At 61.2% G+C, this 16,825-nt stretch carries 16 protein-coding genes; 8 read left to right on the plus strand and 8 right to left on the minus strand.

The genetic code is table 11. From position 1 onward, the window contains the following. Positions 1-3: 3 nt before the first annotated feature. The gene (locus ACOYXG_RS00330; protein ID WP_115988479.1) at positions 4-993 is read left to right on the plus strand and encodes a sulfate/molybdate ABC transporter ATP-binding protein; all 990 of its coding nucleotides are present in this window, start codon (positions 4-6) and stop codon (positions 991-993) included. Between the two features lie 81 nt (positions 994-1,074). Here the strand turns inward: ACOYXG_RS00330 and ACOYXG_RS00335 are convergent, their stop codons facing one another. Then, positions 1,075-1,599: an Mpo1 family 2-hydroxy fatty acid dioxygenase gene (locus ACOYXG_RS00335; RefSeq protein WP_115988478.1), complete on the minus strand. Its 525-nt coding sequence runs from the start codon at positions 1,597-1,599 to the stop codon at positions 1,075-1,077. An 82-nt stretch (positions 1,600-1,681) separates the two neighbouring features. On the opposite strand from ACOYXG_RS00335, the gene ACOYXG_RS00340 reads away from it, so the two are divergent. Together ACOYXG_RS00340 and ACOYXG_RS00345 are read left to right on the plus strand one after the other, a co-directional pair. Further along, positions 1,682-2,359, plus strand: a complete 678-nt coding sequence (locus tag ACOYXG_RS00340; protein WP_150369371.1) for a Crp/Fnr family transcriptional regulator — start codon at positions 1,682-1,684, stop codon at positions 2,357-2,359. A gap of 302 nt (positions 2,360-2,661) precedes the next feature. Then, on the plus strand, positions 2,662-3,597 hold the full coding sequence (locus ACOYXG_RS00345; RefSeq protein WP_103369841.1) for an IS110 family transposase: 936 nt from the start codon (positions 2,662-2,664) through the stop codon (positions 3,595-3,597). A 56-nt stretch (positions 3,598-3,653) separates the two neighbouring features. Here the strand turns inward: ACOYXG_RS00345 and uraH are convergent, their stop codons facing one another. Together uraH and ACOYXG_RS00355 are read right to left on the minus strand one after the other, a co-directional pair. Beyond that, a complete protein-coding gene (gene uraH / locus ACOYXG_RS00350; protein ID WP_097086822.1) occupies positions 3,654-4,064 on the minus strand; it encodes a hydroxyisourate hydrolase in 411 nt (136 codons plus the stop codon). Positions 4,065-4,075: 11 nt separating this feature from the next. Beyond that, positions 4,076-4,561: a GlcG/HbpS family heme-binding protein gene (locus ACOYXG_RS00355; protein WP_150369373.1), complete on the minus strand. Its 486-nt coding sequence runs from the start codon at positions 4,559-4,561 to the stop codon at positions 4,076-4,078. Between the two features lie 136 nt (positions 4,562-4,697). Between ACOYXG_RS00355 and ACOYXG_RS00360 the strand changes: the two genes are divergently transcribed. Together ACOYXG_RS00360 and ACOYXG_RS00365 are read left to right on the plus strand one after the other, a co-directional pair. Further along, entirely contained in the window at positions 4,698-5,378 is a 681-nt protein-coding gene (locus ACOYXG_RS00360; protein ID WP_027611153.1) for a heavy metal response regulator transcription factor, read from the plus strand. Next, positions 5,368-6,753, plus strand: a complete 1,386-nt coding sequence (locus ACOYXG_RS00365; RefSeq protein WP_460355240.1) for a heavy metal sensor histidine kinase — start codon at positions 5,368-5,370, stop codon at positions 6,751-6,753. Before ACOYXG_RS00360 ends, ACOYXG_RS00365 begins: the two co-directional genes overlap by 11 nt. A 108-nt stretch (positions 6,754-6,861) precedes the next feature. Here ACOYXG_RS00365 and ACOYXG_RS00370 read toward each other — a convergent pair whose 3' ends face one another. Next, complete coding sequence (locus ACOYXG_RS00370; RefSeq protein WP_027611155.1) at positions 6,862-7,866, minus strand: AraC family transcriptional regulator; 1,005 nt, start codon at positions 7,864-7,866, stop codon at positions 6,862-6,864. A 100-nt stretch (positions 7,867-7,966) separates the two neighbouring features. Between ACOYXG_RS00370 and ACOYXG_RS00375 the strand changes: the two genes are divergently transcribed. Then, positions 7,967-9,040: a fatty acid desaturase gene (locus ACOYXG_RS00375; protein ID WP_460355244.1), complete on the plus strand. Its 1,074-nt coding sequence runs from the start codon at positions 7,967-7,969 to the stop codon at positions 9,038-9,040. Between the two features lie 103 nt (positions 9,041-9,143). Here the strand turns inward: ACOYXG_RS00375 and ACOYXG_RS00380 are convergent, their stop codons facing one another. From ACOYXG_RS00380 to ACOYXG_RS00390, 3 genes are read right to left on the minus strand one after another with little or no spacing between them, the layout of a single operon-like run. Further along, the gene (locus tag ACOYXG_RS00380) at positions 9,144-10,754 is read right to left on the minus strand and encodes an arylsulfatase (protein ID WP_460355247.1); all 1,611 of its coding nucleotides are present in this window, start codon (positions 10,752-10,754) and stop codon (positions 9,144-9,146) included. Positions 10,755-10,767: 13 nt separating this feature from the next. Further along, on the minus strand, positions 10,768-11,583 hold the full coding sequence (locus ACOYXG_RS00385) for an ABC transporter ATP-binding protein (protein ID WP_027611158.1): 816 nt from the start codon (positions 11,581-11,583) through the stop codon (positions 10,768-10,770). Continuing rightward, a complete protein-coding gene (locus ACOYXG_RS00390; protein ID WP_460355250.1) occupies positions 11,580-13,178 on the minus strand; it encodes an ABC transporter permease in 1,599 nt (532 codons plus the stop codon). The genes ACOYXG_RS00385 and ACOYXG_RS00390 overlap by 4 nt, the downstream gene beginning before the upstream one ends. Before the next feature lie 408 nt (positions 13,179-13,586). Between ACOYXG_RS00390 and ACOYXG_RS00395 the strand changes: the two genes are divergently transcribed. Continuing rightward, entirely contained in the window at positions 13,587-14,600 is a 1,014-nt protein-coding gene (locus ACOYXG_RS00395; protein ID WP_096796899.1) for an ABC transporter substrate-binding protein, read from the plus strand. A 122-nt stretch (positions 14,601-14,722) separates the two neighbouring features. Here the strand turns inward: ACOYXG_RS00395 and ACOYXG_RS00400 are convergent, their stop codons facing one another. Continuing rightward, on the minus strand, positions 14,723-15,643 hold the full coding sequence (locus tag ACOYXG_RS00400) for a LysR family transcriptional regulator (RefSeq protein ID WP_096797773.1): 921 nt from the start codon (positions 15,641-15,643) through the stop codon (positions 14,723-14,725). A gap of 181 nt (positions 15,644-15,824) precedes the next feature. Between ACOYXG_RS00400 and ACOYXG_RS00405 the strand changes: the two genes are divergently transcribed. After that, entirely contained in the window at positions 15,825-16,745 is a 921-nt protein-coding gene (locus ACOYXG_RS00405) for a TauD/TfdA dioxygenase family protein (protein ID WP_027611162.1), read from the plus strand. Positions 16,746-16,825: the final 80 nt, after the last annotated feature.

Below are 16,825 nucleotides of genomic sequence, written 5' to 3' on the forward strand. Positions count from 1 at the left end.
TTCATGTCGATCGAAGTGCGTAACGTCAGCAAGAATTTCAATGCGTTCAAGGCGCTGGACAACATCAGCCTGGACATCCACAGCGGTGAACTGGTGGCGCTGCTCGGCCCGTCCGGCTGCGGCAAGACCACGCTGCTGCGGATCATCGCCGGCCTGGAAACCCCGGATCAGGGCAACATCGTGTTTCACGGCGAAGACGTCTCCGGCCACGACGTACGTGATCGCAACGTCGGTTTCGTGTTCCAGCACTACGCGCTGTTCCGCCACATGACGGTATTCGACAACGTCGCGTTCGGCCTGCGCATGAAACCGAAAAACCAGCGCCCGAGCGAAAGCCAGATCGCGACCAAGGTCCACGAACTGCTGAACATGGTGCAGCTGGACTGGCTGTCGGATCGCTACCCGGAGCAACTCTCCGGCGGTCAGCGTCAGCGTATCGCCCTGGCCCGTGCCTTGGCGGTTGAACCGAAAGTGCTGCTGCTCGACGAGCCGTTCGGCGCTCTCGACGCCAAGGTGCGTAAAGAGCTGCGTCGCTGGCTCGCGCGGCTGCACGAAGACATCAACCTGACTTCGGTGTTCGTGACCCACGACCAGGAAGAAGCGATGGAAGTCGCCGACCGCATCGTGGTGATGAACAAGGGCGTGATCGAGCAGATCGGCTCACCGGGCGACGTCTACGAAAACCCGGCCAGCGATTTCGTTTATCACTTCCTCGGCGACTCCAACCGCTTGCTGCTCAGCGACGACAACCATGTGCTGTTCCGTCCGCACGAAGTGTCGTTGTCCAGACATGAGCTGGAAGATCACCACGCCGCTGAAGTGCGCGATATCCGGCCGCTGGGCGCAACCACGCGAGTGACGTTGAAGGTGGAGGGGCAGACGGATCTGATCGAGGCCGAAGTGGTGAAGGACCACGACAGCCTGATTGGTCTGGCCAAGGGTGAAACGCTGTTCTTCAAGCCGAAGGTCTGGCAGAAAGTCGCCAGTCTTTAACATCAAAAGCTTCGCGAGCAGGCTCGCTCCCACAGGGAAATACATTCCAAATGTGGGAGCGAGCCTGCTCGCGAAAGCGCTCTACACAGCCGCGCGATTCGGATTGACCCGCACCGCCCCCACCCGCGCCTCGATCTGCTCTTTCAACTCATGCCGCATGCCGAGCAGGAACGCCACTTCGGCCACGACAAACAGCGGCCCGACAATCAACCCGCTGACATCATCGACAAACGCCGGTTTGCGCCCCTCGTAATGGTGCCCGACAAACTGGATCACCCAGCCAATCACAAACATCGCCAAGCCGCTGCTGAGCCAGACCATCGTGCTCTGCTGCGCCAGTGCATGTCCGGCCCAGACCGAAAGGCCCATCAACAGGTTCATCAGCACGCCCAGCTTCAATTCCAGGCGCAGGTAAAACCATGCCGACGCCAGCGCCAGCAGCACCGCCGGAGAGATCCACAAGCCGCCCAGTGACCATTCTGGTCGCGACAACAACACCGCCACCGCCACCACGATCAGCGGAATGCCGATAAAGTGGCTGGCGATGTTGCGCGGGTCGCGGTGGTAGGCGGCATATTGACTGAGATGGTCGACGAGGCTTTTCATTGTTGTTCCTCCTGTAGGGTGCGTGCAGCATGCCTCGGGTTCGGCGTTCGCTCTGTCAGGCAGGCGACAATTGGGAGTGATCATGGATAAGCGTTCACGGCTGCTGACCGGGCAATGGTTCAGTCATCTGCCGGCATCCTTTCAGGATAGTCTGCTGGCGGCGGCTCGGGAGCGGCGGCTGACGGCGGGGCAGCGTTTATTCCAGCGCGGCGATGCGCCGTGCGGGTTGTATGCGGTGCTCGACGGGGCGATCCGGATCGGGGCGGTGAGCGAGCAGGGCAAGGAGGCGTTGCTGAGCCTGGTGGAGGCGCCGCACTGGTTCGGCGAAATCTGCCTGTTCGACGGCCAGCCACGCACTCATGATGCGTATGCGGTCGGGCCGTGCAGCCTGCTGAATATCCCGCAGGCCACGCTGCTGAAAATCCTCGACGAACAGCCGGTGTACTGGCGCCATCTGGCATTGCTGATGAGCCACAAACTGCGCCTGACCTTTATCAATCTCGAACAGTTGAGCCTGCTGCCGGCCCCGGCACGCCTGGCCCATCGCTTGCTGATGATCGCCGAGGGCTACGGCGAAATCGATGCGCCACGCCGGGTCCTGCAACTGCCGCAGGAACAGCTGGCGTCGATGTTGTCGTTGTCACGGCAGACCACTAACCAGATCCTCAAGGATCTGCAGGGGCAGGGGATTATCGGGTTGGGGTATGGCGAGATCGAGATTCTCGATGCCGAGCGATTGCGCGCGCTGGCCACAATTTGACGGGCACCTGAGATCCCCTGTGGGAGCGAGCCTGCTCGCGAAAGCGGTGGGTCATTCAACGGTGATGTCGAGTGAACCGACGCCTTCGCGAGCAGGCTCGCTTGTATGTTTAGACTTGAAGGGGTGGGCGGGACTACAGACTCGATTCTGACTCTGACCAGTACAGACCGTGGGAGACTTCTCGTCCCGCCCCTTCTACCCAAAGCGCCAATAAGGAATTCATCGGTAAACCGACGATAGAGACAAGCCAGCGCAACGGTAGACCCCAACAAGCTCTTAAACCCTAGCTCCGAGGATTCGTCATGACAATCCTTACTTCGCAGACGGTTGTTGGTATCGATATCGCCAAGGCCGAAATCGTTGTCTATCGCGCCGACTTGGAAACCATTGAAGCGGTCAAGAATGATCGTGCCGCCCTCAAACGTTGGCTCAAAACTCTGCCCGCGCAAAGCGCTATCGCTGTCGAAGCCACCAATATCTACCATTTGGAGACTGTTGATCTGGCTCATGCGATGGGACATCAGGTCTATGTGGTGGATGCTTATCGAGTCAGCCACTATCGTCGCGGTGTCGGTCAGCGAGCCAAAAATGATCCCTGCGATGCACGCGTGCTCGCACGCTATCTGACGAATGAACAAAGCAAACTGCGGCTTTGGAACCCGCCTCCTAAAGCCTACACCGTACTGAAAAGCTTGCTGCACAGACGCGCGACGCTGATTCAGAACCATACGGGTCTGATGTTGAGCTGGGCCGACGAACCCTTGCTGAAGAAAGAACGTACGGCTCAGCAAAAGGCATTCGAGCGATCCGACAAGGTCATTCAAAAACTGCTGCGCAAAGTCAGCAAAGAGGCCGGTATTGATGACAATATTGACCGCTGCAAAGCAATCGAGGGCGTGGGAGAGCTGACTGCGACTGGGTTGGCAACGACCTATATGCGCGGTGACTTTGCCAACAGCGACGCGTTCATCGCGTTTTTGGGTATGGATCTGACGGTGGACGATTCGGGGAAAAAGAACGGCCCGAGGTTCCTGAGCAAAAAAGGAGATCCGGAGATCCGTCGATTAGCCTACAACGCCGCAATGGCGGCGTGTCGCTCAACCAAGTGGAAGCCTTTTTACGAGTCATACTTGGCCAGAGGCTTCTCGAAAACACAGGCATTGGTAGCTCTTGCTCGCAAGCTCTGCCGAGTGGCATTCACCCTGATGAAGAATCAGGGCGAATACCGATCAGTTTGAGATTCTAGGGTTGCTGAGCAACATAGAATCTCCCACATTTTTTGATCTGTGTTGATTCAGGAGCCGCGATAGGTCGAGAAGCCGTAAGGGCTGAGCAGCAACGGGATGTGGTAGTGCTGGTCAGTCTGCTTCACTTGGAAAATCACCGGAATCTCCGGGAAAAACGTCTCGCGCTTGTTCTTCTCGAAATACTCGCCGGTCTTGAACACCACCCGGTATTCGCCTGCCTCGAAAGGCTGTTTGGCCGGGAACAGTTCGGCGATGCGCCCCTGTTCGTTGGTGGTGCCCTGGGCCAGTGGCTGCCAGTTCTGGCCGACGTGTTTTTCCAGGGTCACGTTGACGCCCGGCGAGGGCAGGCCGTTTTCCAGGTTGAGCACGTGCACGCTCAGCGGGTTGCCGGCGGCCAGCGCCAGGCTGGAGAAGGCACTCAGGCCGAGTGCGGCGAAGGTCATGCGCAGGGTAGTCATGGTCAGTCTCCTTATTGGGAACGGGTGAAGGTCAGGCCGGCGTTTTCGGCGGCCTTGATCGCACAGTTTTCGTCCTGCTCGCCGCCGCCGGAACCGGCCACGCCCATGGCGCCGACCAGTTCATCCGCGGCGAACAACGGGATTCCGCCGCCGAGCAACAGCAGCTCATCGAGGGTGTTGAGGTTGGCGGTTTCCGGATTGCTGCGGGCGCGTTCGGCGAACAGCCGGGTCGGGGTTTTCGTCGACAGCGCGGTGTAGGCCTTGCGCTGGCTGGCAGCGGTGTTGTGCGGGCCGATGCCGTCGCCGCGCAGGGTTACCAGCAAGTTGCCGCCACGGTCGAGTACCGACACCGTGGCGGTGCAATTGCTCAACGCGGTGTCGGCCAGCAGGCGTGCGGTTTTCAGATCGAGGTCAGCGTGGCGCGGCAGTTCAGGGGCGGCGAAAACACTGACGCTGAGGCCGAGGGCAAGGCTGGCTGCAAGGTATTTGACGGTCATGAACAGGCTCCGAAAGCGAAGGACATCACCTTAGCCGCCGCTCTTCGTCAGAACCCCGTCAGTCGGATTACAAGTTTGTAATGGGCAATCGGGCCGAAGGCGCCTAGCCTGTGTGCCTGATCAATCGAGGTGTGCCATGCGTTTGCTGGTCGTAGAAGATGAAGCCAAAACCGCGAATTTCCTGGCCAAGGGCCTGGGCGAGTCGGGTTTTGCCGTGGACGTGGCGCTCAATGGTCTCGATGGGCGCTATTTCATCGAGCAGCAGGAATATGACCTGATCATCCTCGACGTGATGCTGCCGGGCCTCAATGGCTGGCAGCTGCTGCAACTGATCCGCCAGCGCGGCGCCACGCCGGTGCTGTTCCTCACCGCCAAGGACGCCATCGAAGACCGCGTGCGCGGCCTCGAACTCGGCGCCGATGATTACCTGCTCAAACCCTTCGCCTTCGCCGAATTGCTCGCGCGGGTGCGCACCCTGCTGCGGCGTGGGCCGCTGCGCGAGGCCGAGTCCTACAGCATCGCCGACCTGGAAATCGACGTGCTACGGCGTCGGGTCAGTCGCGGCGGTCAGCGCATTGCCCTGACCAACAAGGAATTTGCTCTGCTGCAATTGCTCGCCAGCCGTCAGGGCGAAGTGCTGTCGCGCACGCTGATCGCCTCGCAGGTGTGGAACCTGAATTTCGACAGCGACACCAACATGGTCGAAGTTGCAGTGCGCCGCTTGCGGGCCAAGGTCGATGACCCGTACATGCCGAAACTGATCCACACCGTGCGCGGGGTCGGCTATCAGCTGGAGGCGCCCGACGATGCGGTCTAGGTCGATCGCCTGGCGTCTGGCGCTGGCGTTCGCCGTGGTTTGCGCGTTGGTGTTGAGTGCGATCGGTGTGTTTCTCTACCGCTCGCTCGACTCGGAAATCGCCTACCGCGACGACCTCGCGTTGCTCGGCCGTCTGGAGCAGGTGCGCGCCTTGCTCGCCGACAGTGACAGCCTCGGCGCCTTGCAGGCGCGGCCACGTCTCTATCAGAACATGCTCGGTAACCTCGACAGCCTGCTGTTGGTGCGGCGCGCCGATGGCTCGAACGTGATTGCGATCAACCCGCGCCAGCGCGACCTACCGCCATTGAACGCAATCGCACGCGAGCAAACGCCGCAGCGTCGCGATGTGCTGACCTGGCAAGCGCCGGACGGCGCTGAGCTGGCGCTGTTGTCCGGTGAAGCCCAAGGGCCGAACGGCGAACCGCTGACGGTGATCGCGGGCAAGGTACTGACCGAACGTGAACAGATGCTCGCCAGTTATCGCTTGCGCCTGTACCTGGCCGTCGGGCTTGGCGCGTTGCTGGCGTTCGCGCTGGGCCTGGTTTTGCTGCGCCGTGGTCTGCAACCGTTGCGCCAGTTAAGCGCGGCGGTGCGCGGCATTGATCTGCGCAGCCTCGATCAGCGTCTGCCCGCCAGTGGCACCCCCGCCGAACTGCTCGAACCGGTGCAGGCGCTCAACGGCATGCTCGCGCGGCTGGACGACAGCGTGCAGCGGCTGTCGCAGTTTTCTGCCGATCTGGCTCACGAGATCCGCACCCCGCTGCACACCTTGCTCGCCAGCAACGGCCAGGCGCTGAACCACCCGCGCAGCACGGCGGAGTATCAGGAGCTGCTGGCGTCGAACATGGAAGAGTTCGAACGCCTCAAACGCATGGCCGAGAACCTGATGTTCCTCGCCCGCGCCGAACAGGCGGAGCGCGCGCTCGACTTGCAAACACTGAATCTGCACAGCGTCGGCAGCGAGCTGTGCGATTACTTCGAGGCCCTGGCCGATGACCGCCAGTTGCGACTGGAAAACCGGTTGCACGGCGAACTGCTGGCCGACCAGCAACTGCTGCAACGCGCCCTCGGTAATCTGCTGGCCAACGCGGTGCGTCACGCCGATGAAGGCACGCTGATCAGCCTGCGCCGCCGCGATGAGCCGGGTGTGTGCTGGTTGCAGGTACACAACCACGGCCCGGCGATTGCGCCAGAACATCTGGGCAAACTGTTCGACCGCTTCTATCGCGTCGACCCTTCACGGGCGCAACCTGGGGATTCCGGTGGGCTGGGGCTGGCGATTGTGCAGTCGATCATGCTGTTGCATGGTGGGCGGGTGCGGGTGAGCAGTGATGCGGAGGGCACGGTATTTGGGCTGGGTTTTGTGGTGAATTGAAGGACGCCTTCGCGAGCAGGCTCGCTCCCACATGTGAAACGCATTCCAAATGTGGGAGCGAGCCTGCTCGCGAAGACGTCGGAACTGACCACCCAACCCTGGGGTCAGTCAGCGCAACCCGTCGCGAAACTGCCCCGGCGTCATTCCCGTCCAGCGCTTGAACGCGCGGCTGAAGCTGCTGGTGTCGGCAAACCCCAGCAGGTAACTGACTTCACTCAACGAACACTGCGGATCGCGCAGGTGCAGCAGCGCGAGGTTTTCGCGGCTCTCGTTGAGCAGCGTGTCGAAGCGACAGCCCTCATCCGCCAGATGCCGTTGCAGGCTGCGCAAGCTCAGGTGCAAGGCCTGGGCGATGCGTTCGGCGCTAGGTTCGCCTTCAGGCAGTTGCTCTTCGATAGCGTCGCGCACCTTGCGCTCCCAGGTCAGCGGCTGGAGCTGGGCCAGGGTGCGCTTGAGCACCGCTTCGTTGTGTTCGGCCAGTTCCGGGTTGGCGTCGTCGAGGTGGCTGTCGAAGTCGGCGAGGGCAAACTCCAGGCGATCTTCGGCGCAGGAGAAATGCACCGGAGCGCGGAACACCTTGTGCCATTGATGCGCATCGGACGGTTCCGGTCGGCGCAGGTACACCGCCAGCGGCGCGTAATCGCGACCGAGGCGATTACGACAGGTGCGTACGTAGATCGCGGCAAACGCGTCGATGGCTTCGAAGGCCGGCGCCGGATTGCCTGACGGAATTTTCAGACGAAACAGATAGCGGTCATCGCTGCGGCTCAACTCCAGTTCCAGCGCATCGCTGACCACCGGGTGATAACGCACGATGCGTTCGAACACTTCGCGCAGACTGCCGCTGGCCACCAGCGCATAACCCAGCGCATGGAACGTGGTCGGGCTAACGAAGCGCGACACTCGCAGGCCGATCGCCGGATCCCCGCTGAACTGCACTGCCAGTTGCCACAGGCGCGTGGTGCCGGACAACGGATAGCGCGCGTTCGGGTCGTCCATCAACTGCGGATCGAGTCCGGCCTGTTGGCACAGGCCGAGACTGTCCAGCCCCAGCGCATCGAGTTGCTTGCGCAAGGCACGGGTCCAGCTGGCGAGCGAGGTCGGTTCCTTCATGCTGATTGGCGCTTCCGGTCAACAGGTTGGCGTTCAGGGCTACCATCAATAAAGCGTTCGCAGGGCAGGATGCGAACATCAATAACCAGAGAATGGAAGCATGGACCGTACTTCTGCAAGTCCCCAGCGACACAATGCTGCTCAGCGATCAGCGCATATTCGCGAAGTGGTGCTGGCCAAGGGCGTCGAGTTGCGCGAGCGTTACCCGATCCTGCAGCACCAGGACGCCCTCGGTGCGGGGATTCTGGCCTTTGCTCTGGCCGGGATGATCGGTTCGGCGACGCTGTACATCACTGGCCACATGGCGTGGTGGGTATGCCTGTTGTTCAACGCGTTTTTCGCCTCCCTGACCCACGAGCTGGAGCACGACCTGATCCACAGCATGTATTTCCGCAAGCAGCGCGTGCCGCACAACCTGATGATGGGCTTGGTGTGGCTGGCGCGGCCGAGCACGATCAATCCGTGGATCCGCCGCCATCTGCACCTCAACCACCACAAGGTCTCCGGCACTGAAACCGACATGGAGGAGCGGGCGATCACCAATGGCGAGCCTTGGGGTCTTGCGCGCTTGCTGATGGTCGGCGACAACGTGATGTCGGCGTTCATCCGCATGCTGCGGGCCAAGACCTGGGCGCACAAATTCAGCATCATCAAACGCAGCCTGAAGGTCTACGCGCCGCTGGCGCTGGTGCATTGGGGCGCGTGGTATGTGTTTCTCGGCTTCCATGCGGCGAATGGCATTGCCTACCTCATGGGTTCGCCGATTGAATGGTCGGCGACCACGCTGTCGGTAATGCAGGTGATCGATATCGCGGCGGTGGTGATCATCGGCCCGAACGTGCTTCGCACCTTTTGCCTGCACTTCATCAGCTCGAACATGCATTACTACGGCGACATCGAGGCGGGCAACGTGCTGCAGCAATGCCAGGTGTTGAACCCATGGTGGCTGTGGCCGTTGCAGGCGTTCTGCTTCAACTTTGGCAGCAGCCACGGGATTCACCATTTTGTGGTGAAGGAACCGTTTTACATCCGGCAGCTGACCGTGCCGGTGGCGCATAAGGTGATGCGTGAGATGGGCGTGCGGTTCAATGATTTCGGCACGTTTGGGCGGGCGAACCGGTTTGTTCGTCGGGATGAAGTGGTAGCGGAGGAGGCGCGTACGGCTCAGGCTTGATGGTGAATTTGCGGGCCTCTTCGCGAGCAAGCCCGCTCCCACAGGGGAACGCATTCCAACTGTAGGAGTGAGCCTGCTCGCGATAGCGGTTTGTCAGACAACCTCAATCCGGCTGAAACGGCGAAGCACTGAGAATCACACCAGTCTCCTCCACATACTGCTGCCAATGCCCGATCAAGCTGTTGAGCTTGTCCGGCTGACTCGACGCCAGATCATGAATCTCCCCCGGATCGCTGCTCAGGTCGTAAAGCTGCCAGGTCGCCGGCCCCACCGGCCCGGGGATCCACACCGCTTTCCACGAGCCCTGACGAATTGCCCGGCGACCAAACAATTCCCAGCCAGTTACGGTGTGCTCGTCATGCACCTGCGCCGTCTCGCCGGACAAAAAGCCCAGCCATGATTTACCGCGCAGCGGCGCCACCGGTTTGCCGTGCCATTGCTTGCCCGGATGGCGCACGCCGGCCAGATCGAGAATCGTCGGAGTGATGTCCATCACCGTGCCAAAGCCGTGGCTGATCTGCCCTTTGATCGGCAGTTGCGGATAGTGCAGCAGCGCCGGTACGCGAATCCCGCCTTCGGTGGTGAACGCCTTGAACAGCCGTGACGGCGCCGTCGCCACCTGTGCCCAGCTCGGCCCGTACCAGACGTAGGAATTGGCGCGGCCGATGTTGTCGAGGCTGTTGTCGTAATGCTGATTGAGGTAAGTCAGCAGTTCCGGGCCGAACTTGGGGAACGCTTCCAGCAGCGCGCCTTCGGCACCGTTATCGGACATGAACAGGATGAAGGTGTTATCGAGTTGGCCCTGCTGGCGCAGGTAATCGACCACCCGGCCGATGTTCCAGTCCATGCGCTCGACCATGGCCGCGTAGACCTCCATGGCCCGCGCAGAAATCTGTCGCTGCTCAGCGCTCAGCGCAGCCCATTGCGTGTTCAGTTGAATCAGCGGATGCGGCTCGACATCCGGCTCGATCAGCCCCAGCGCCTTGAGTTTTTCCAGGCGTTCCAGACGCAAGACTTCGGGCCCGGCGTCGTAACGGCCACGGTATTTTTCGACTACCTCGGCCGGTGCCTGCAATGGCCAGTGTGGTGCGGAGAAGGGCAGGTAGGCGAAGAATGGCCGGCTCTGATCGCGCTCCTTGAGGTACTGCAGCAGCTTGTCGCCGAAGGCGTCCGACGAGTAGAAATCCTTGGGTAATTTGTCGACAAAGGTGTCGTCTTCGATGTACAGCGCCGGAGTCGATTTCAGCAGGCCAGGGGTGTGTTCATCGTAGGTCGGCTCGAAACCATAGTGGTTGGCCGCACCCGGCAGCAGCGAGAACGAACGCTCGAAACCGCGGGCCTGCGGCGCCAGTTCAGCGGTCAGGCCGAGGTGCCATTTGCCGCTCATCAAGGTTTGATAACCGGCCTCGCGCAGCAGCTCGGGCAGGGCCACAACGCGGTCGTTGAGGTAGCCTTCGTAACCCGGTTTGCCGATCAGCTCCGGGGTCAGCGCTTCGGCCATGGTGCCGATGCCGGCGATGTGGTGGTCGGTGCCGGTCAGCAGCATCGAACGCGTTGGCGAGCAGGTCGGAGCGGTGTGGAAATCGGTCAGGCGCAGGCCATTGTTGGCCAGAGCGTCGAGGTTCGGCGTGGCGATTTCGCCACCGAAGGCGCCGATGTCGGAGAAGCCGAGATCGTCGGCCAGAATCACCAGAAAGTTGGGGCGTTGCGGCATCGAAAAGCTCCTCTCAGCAGGCAATGAACGACAGCGGCAGATCGCGGATCTGGACCGGCAGGCTCGGTTGGTAATGGTCGTCACTGGTCAGTTCGTGCAGCAGCTCTTCGCGCAACTGATGGAAGTCGAAACTGCTGCGCTGACGCGGGTGCGGCAAGGCGATGTCGACCACTTGCTTGATCCGTCCCGGACGCGGCTCCATCACCACCACGCGATCGGCGAGAAAGATCGCTTCTTCGACGTCGTGGGTGACGAGGATCGTGGTGATTTTCGCCCGGTCGCGGATCGCCAGTAGCTCGTCCTGCATCTGCTGGCGGGTCAGCGCATCGAGTGCGCCGAAGGGTTCGTCGAGCAGTAGAATCCGTGGGCTGGCGACCAGTCCACGGGCAATCGCCACGCGCTGGGCCATGCCGCCGGAGAGCTGGTGCGGATAGGCGCGGGTGAAATCGCGCAGGCCGACCAGATCGATGAAATCGTTGATGCGCTGCTGCTTTTCGGCGGTGCTCAGCGGCTCGTTGACCAGGCCCAGACCGATGTTGTCGGCCACGGTCAGCCACGGGAACAGCCGATGCTCCTGAAACACGATGCCGCGCTCGCCGCCGATGCCGCTGACGGCTTTGCCATCGACACTGATCTGCCCGCGAAACTGCGTATCCAGACCCACCAGTAAACGCAGCAAGGTGGATTTGCCGCAACCGCTGGAGCCGACGATGGCGACGAATTCGCCCTCGGCGATGTCGAGGTTGAATTCGCGAATCGCCTCCAGTTCGAAACCGTCGACGTCGAAGGATTTGCCTACGTGGGTGAAGCTGACAATCGGTGCGTTCATGCGTGTCTCCAGCGAGTAGCGCGAATTTCCAGGCGTTGGCCGACGAGGTTGAGCAGGGCGCCGGTGAGGCCGACCAGCAGCATCGCGGCCATGATCAGGTCCATGCGCAGCAGTTGTTGGGCGCCGATCATCTGGCTGCCGATGCCGCCGTTGGACGGCATGAAATATTCGGCGCCGATGGTGCCGAGCCAGGCGTAGATCAGGCTCAGGCGCAGCCCGGCGAAAATCCCTGGCGCCGCCCCCGGCAGCACTAGACGGCGCAGGCGCTGACCGAGGCTCAGGCGCAGCACCTGCGCGGCTTCGTTGAGTTGTGGCGAGAGGTTGGCGACGCTGCGTTGGGTGGCGATGAACAGCGGGAAAAACGCGGCGAGGGCGACGAATACCCACTTCGCCAATTCACCCAAACCGAACCACGCGGTGAGCAGCGGCACCCAGGCAAAAATCGCGATCTGGCGAATGGCGGCGAGGGTCGGGCCGAGCAGCCGTTCGCTGGTGCGCGACAGACCCAGCAACAGGCCGAGGGCGAAACCGAGTCCGCCGCCGAGCAGCAACCCGCCAAGGGTACGACCGAGGCTCAAGGCCATGCCGCTGATCAGCGTGCCGTCGAGCAGACCGTTCCTGGTCGTTTCCAGTACCGCCAGCGGGCTGACCAGAATATTCACATCGACCCACTGCTGATCGCTCGCCACTTGCCAGACGCCGATCAGGCTCAGGGGCAACAGCCACGGTTGCAGCCGTTGCCAGCCTTGATAACGTGGGCCTCGGCGGATTTCCGCAGTCGCCGGGTGCGGCCAGTGCACCAGTTTGCGGTCGAGAAAACCGATGCCGCGATCCATCGCGACACCGAGCACACCGATGACCACGATGCACACGAACACGATGTCGAGCATGAACAGTTGCCGTGCCCAGACCATCAGGTAGCCGATGCCTTCGCTGGACGCCAACAGCTCCACCGCCAGCAATGAAGTCCAGCCAGCGGCCAGGGCCAGACGCACGCCGGCCATGAACGCCGGCAGTGCAGCGGGCAGCACCAGGCGCCGGATCAGCAAATACGACGGCAGGCGCAATACGGCGGCGGCTTCGCGCAGTTTCGGTTGCGCATCACGAACGCCGACCAGGGTGTGCAGGGTCACCGGCACCACGATGGCCTTGATGAGCACCACCAGTTTCAGCACTTCGCCGATGCCGAAAAACACCATGAACAGCGGAATCCACGCCAGCGTCGGTACCTGTGCCAGACCGGCGAACGTCGGGAAGACCAGGCGTTCGAGGCGACGGCTGAAGCCCAGCGCGGCACCCAGCAGCGCACCAGCTGAGATCCCTGCCAGCAAGCCCCAGAGCAGACGTTGCAGGCTGATCCACAAATGACTCCACAACTCGCCCTGGGACAGCTCGATGGCGCTGTTCCACACCAGCGATGGCGCCGGCAGGATCTGCTCGCTCATCCATTGATTGCGTGCGGCCAGCCACCACAGAGCGAACAGGCTGATCGGCAACAGCCATGGCAACAGACGTTGGTTGAGGCTCGGCCACGCGCGCCGGCTTTTCAGAGGTGGCGCGGGAAGCGGCAGGCTGAGCAGGGAATCACGGGCCATGGGTGACCTCCGTTGTCGGGTTGCATGGCGAACCGCTGTGCCTGTGTGGGAGTGGGCTTGCTCACGAAGACGGAGTGTCAGGCACCGATGATGGTGAATGACACGGCCTCTTCGCGAGCAAGCCCGCTCCCACAATTGGCTAGCGGTGTATGCAAAATCGATCTATAAAAATTCAAATCAATTCTATTGAGAGATAAGTCAGACCATTTAAGGCTTGCAGCGCGACGCGCATCCAATGCATTCGAAGAATATTTTCGATGCTGTTAATGCATACGCCGCTGCAGCCCTCGTCATTGCTTGCTTAGCGCAAAAAGCTATAAAAATGTGCATTTATAGTATTTAAGCGAAGGTCTTGCTTCGGCCTACTTTCGGCTCCTCAACGCCTGTCGTGATCAAGGAGCCGTACCCATGAACCTTCCCTTCAAACGAGTCTTCAGTCTGTTTGCCATTCCGGCACTGGCGGGCCTGCTGGCGTTTAACGCGCAGGCTGACGAGCTCAAGGAAATCAGGATCGCCGTGCCTGACCTGAGCGCCGGCACCCAGCACAGCGGCGGCGGTGTGGTAGACGTGCTGCGTGATCAGCAGATCTTCGAAAAAGCCTTCGCCGATCAGGGCATCAAGATTCAGTGGAGCTTCTTCAAGGGCGCCGGGCCGGTGATCAACGAAGCGTTTGCCAATGGTCAGGTCGATCTGGCGTATCTGGGCGACCTCGCGGCGATCATCGGCAAATCCAATGGCCTCGACACGCGGCTACTCAGCGCCAGTGCGCGTGGGGTGAAGCAATATCTGGGCGTGGTGCCGGGCTCGGGGATCAAGACCCTGCAGGATCTGAAAGGCAAGCGCGTGGCGATCTTCCGTGGCACCGCCACGCAGCTGTCGTTCGATGCGGCGCTGGCCAGTCAGGGCTTGAGCGAGAAGGATCTGAAAGTGATCAATCTCGACTTCAGCGGGGCGGTCGCGGCATTGGCGGCGAAACAGATTGACGCGTCGTGGGGCAGTTCAGGGCTGACGGCGCTGCAAGCCAAGGGGCTGGCGGAATTGCCGCTCAATACCAAGGATCTGGGTGGCGCCGGCAGTGTGCAGTCAGTGCTGGTCGGCACCGGCAAGTTTGTCGACGGGCACCCGGAGGTCGTGGCCAAACTGCTGAAGGCGCAGCAGCAGGCGGTGGAGTGGCTGACCCAGGACAGCAACAAGGACGCTTATGTGCAACTGGTGTCGGGGCTGGCGAGTTATCCACCGGTGATCCTGACCCAGGATCTGGCGGATCAGAAACTCAGCGAGGTGTTCCCGTCGACGCTGGACCCGGTGTTCCTCGGCAAGTTACAGGACTCGGTGGATCTGGCGGCGCAGCAGAAGCTGATTCGCAAGCCGTTCAAGGTCAGTGATTGGGTGGCGCCTGAACTGGCGGCGGCCAAGCTCTGAATCTCCAGTGTCTGGACGGGCCTCTTCGCGAGCAAGCCCGCTCCCACAGGGATCTTCAGTGAACACAGATTTTGCATTCACAACGATCCCCTGTGGGAGCGGGCTTGCTCGCGAAGGCGTCCTCAAACCGCGACACTGATTGCCTGTTTATCCACCGCCACCAACGTCTCGATCATCGCTCTTGCTGCCGGCGACAAGCGAAATCCTGTGCGACTGACAATCCCGCAGCGCGCGTTCATGCTCTCCAGATTCTGCGGCAGATTGCGCCAGTGCAGCAGCGCCAGTGAACCCTGGGCAATGTCCTCGTAAAACGCTTCTTCCGTACCGATGCCGATGGCATTCGATTGCAGCACCACTTTCACCAGCGCCGGGAAATGCTCGGTCTCGATGGTCGGGGAAAAATCGATCCGGCCGCTGAGGTTCGCCAGCAGTTTGCGAATCCCTGGCGGGATCAGCGTGGTCGCCAGCGGGTAGTCGAACATGTCGTTGGTCGACAGGCTTTCCTTGGCCAGCAGCGGATGCCCGGGTCGGCAGAAAAACACCCCGCGCTTGGGCGTCAGGGCCTGGGTCTGGAAGTTCGGGTCGGCTTCGAAGTGGCGGATGTCGGCGATGAAGAATTCGATCTCTTCACGGCTCAGCGCACGGCTGAGTTTTTCCCAGTTATCCACCTGAAAACAGGTGCGCACTTTCGGGTGCGCGTTGATGAATTGCGCCACCGCGTCCGGCACCAGTTTCACCGCCGGGGCCGGGCCGCAGCCGAAGTGCAGTTCTCCGGCATCGAGCTTGGTCATCTGCGTCACTTCCGCGCTGAGCAGCGCCGCGCCTTGCACCAGGGTCAGGGCGTGTTGCAGCACCACCTGGCCTTCGGGTGTCGGGCGCAGATCCTTGTTGCCGCGATCCACCAGCACGCAGCCAAACTCCTGCTCCAGCCCTTGAATGCTGCGGCTGAACGCCGGTTGAGTGATGCCCATCGCGTCCGCCGCACGGACAAAACTGCGGTGTTCGTTGAGGGCGATGAAGTAGCGCAACTGGCGAAGATCCATATGCTTTTCCGGCATCCTAAAAATAGCTCGAAGGCATTTGCGACGAGGGTTGCTTGAGGTTTTAAATGCAAGCTCTTATTCCGTCAACGAAGCATGTGAATATCTATTAGATGTAAATGGAATATAGATAGAGCGATGTTTCGCTGCCGCCTAACCGCAAGCAGTCGATGAGGGTCTACCCATGAGCAATGCCGCACTCGCTGTAAAACCTGCTGTCCACGCGTTGGAAATCCATCCGGTGGCCGGCCGTATCGGCGCCGAGATTCGTGGCGTGCACCTGTCCGGTGAACTGGACGCCGCCACGGTCGAAGCCATTCAGCAAGCGCTGATCCAGTACAAGGTGGTGTTCTTCCGCGAGCAGACCCAGCTCGACGATCAGCGCCAGGAAGCCTTCGCCCATCTGCTCGGCGAGCCGGTGGCGCATCCGACCGTACCGGTGCGTGAAGGCACGCGTTATCTGCTGGAGCTGGACGGGGCCGAAGGCCAGCGCGCCAACTCCTGGCACACTGACGTGACCTTCGTCGACGCCTACCCGAAAGCCTCGATCCTGCGCTCGGTGGTGGCGCCGGCCTTCGGTGGCGACACGCTGTGGGCCAACACCGCGACCGCCTACAACGAACTTCCGAGCGAGCTGCGTGAGCTGGCGGACAAACTGGTCGCCGTGCACAGCAATGAATACGACTACGCCGGGGCCAAGCCGGACGTGTCGGCGGAGAAGTTGGAGCGCTATCGCAAGGTCTTCACCTCGACTGTCTACGAGACCGAGCATCCGGTGGTGCGTGTGCATCCGATCAGCGGCGAGAAAAGTTTGTTGCTGGGGCACTTCGTCAAACGCATCAAGGGCTATTCGCAAGCCGATTCGGCACATTTGTTTGGCCTGTTGCAGAGCCATGTGATCCGTCAGGAAAACACCGTGCGCTGGCGCTGGAAGGCCGGTGATGTGGCGATCTGGGATAACCGTTCGACTCAGCATTATGCGATTGATGATTACGGCACTCAGGATCGTATCGTGCGGCGGGTGACGCTCAAGGGTGAAGTGCCGGTTGGGGCTTCGGGACAGCGTAGTCAAACCATCAAAGGGCTTGATATCGGCGGCGTTTGATCGGGCCCTTTCGCGAGCAGGCTCGCTCCCACAGTGGAAATGTGTTGAACACAGTGGATGTGAACAACATATGGCCCTGT

The organism is Pseudomonas sp. G3-39 (assembly GCF_054790485.1).

Coding starts and splice junctions, on each gene's coding strand:
- ACOYXG_RS00330 (WP_115988479.1), top strand. CDS start 4: ATGTCGATCGAAGTGCGTAACGTCAGCAAGAATTTCAATGCGTTCAAG.
- ACOYXG_RS00335 (WP_115988478.1), bottom strand. CDS start 1,599: ATGAAAAGCCTCGTCGACCATCTCAGTCAATATGCCGCCTACCACCGC.
- ACOYXG_RS00340 (WP_150369371.1), top strand. CDS start 1,682: ATGGATAAGCGTTCACGGCTGCTGACCGGGCAATGGTTCAGTCATCTG.
- ACOYXG_RS00345 (WP_103369841.1), top strand. CDS start 2,662: ATGACAATCCTTACTTCGCAGACGGTTGTTGGTATCGATATCGCCAAG.
- uraH (WP_097086822.1), bottom strand. CDS start 4,064: ATGACTACCCTGCGCATGACCTTCGCCGCACTCGGCCTGAGTGCCTTC.
- ACOYXG_RS00355 (WP_150369373.1), bottom strand. CDS start 4,561: ATGACCGTCAAATACCTTGCAGCCAGCCTTGCCCTCGGCCTCAGCGTC.
- ACOYXG_RS00360 (WP_027611153.1), top strand. CDS start 4,698: ATGCGTTTGCTGGTCGTAGAAGATGAAGCCAAAACCGCGAATTTCCTG.
- ACOYXG_RS00365 (WP_460355240.1), top strand. CDS start 5,368: ATGCGGTCTAGGTCGATCGCCTGGCGTCTGGCGCTGGCGTTCGCCGTG.
- ACOYXG_RS00370 (WP_027611155.1), bottom strand. CDS start 7,866: ATGAAGGAACCGACCTCGCTCGCCAGCTGGACCCGTGCCTTGCGCAAG.
- ACOYXG_RS00375 (WP_460355244.1), top strand. CDS start 7,967: ATGGACCGTACTTCTGCAAGTCCCCAGCGACACAATGCTGCTCAGCGA.
- ACOYXG_RS00380 (WP_460355247.1), bottom strand. CDS start 10,754: ATGCCGCAACGCCCCAACTTTCTGGTGATTCTGGCCGACGATCTCGGC.
- ACOYXG_RS00385 (WP_027611158.1), bottom strand. CDS start 11,583: ATGAACGCACCGATTGTCAGCTTCACCCACGTAGGCAAATCCTTCGAC.
- ACOYXG_RS00390 (WP_460355250.1), bottom strand. CDS start 13,178: ATGGCCCGTGATTCCCTGCTCAGCCTGCCGCTTCCCGCGCCACCTCTG.
- ACOYXG_RS00395 (WP_096796899.1), top strand. CDS start 13,587: ATGAACCTTCCCTTCAAACGAGTCTTCAGTCTGTTTGCCATTCCGGCA.
- ACOYXG_RS00400 (WP_096797773.1), bottom strand. CDS start 15,643: ATGGATCTTCGCCAGTTGCGCTACTTCATCGCCCTCAACGAACACCGC.
- ACOYXG_RS00405 (WP_027611162.1), top strand. CDS start 15,825: ATGAGCAATGCCGCACTCGCTGTAAAACCTGCTGTCCACGCGTTGGAA.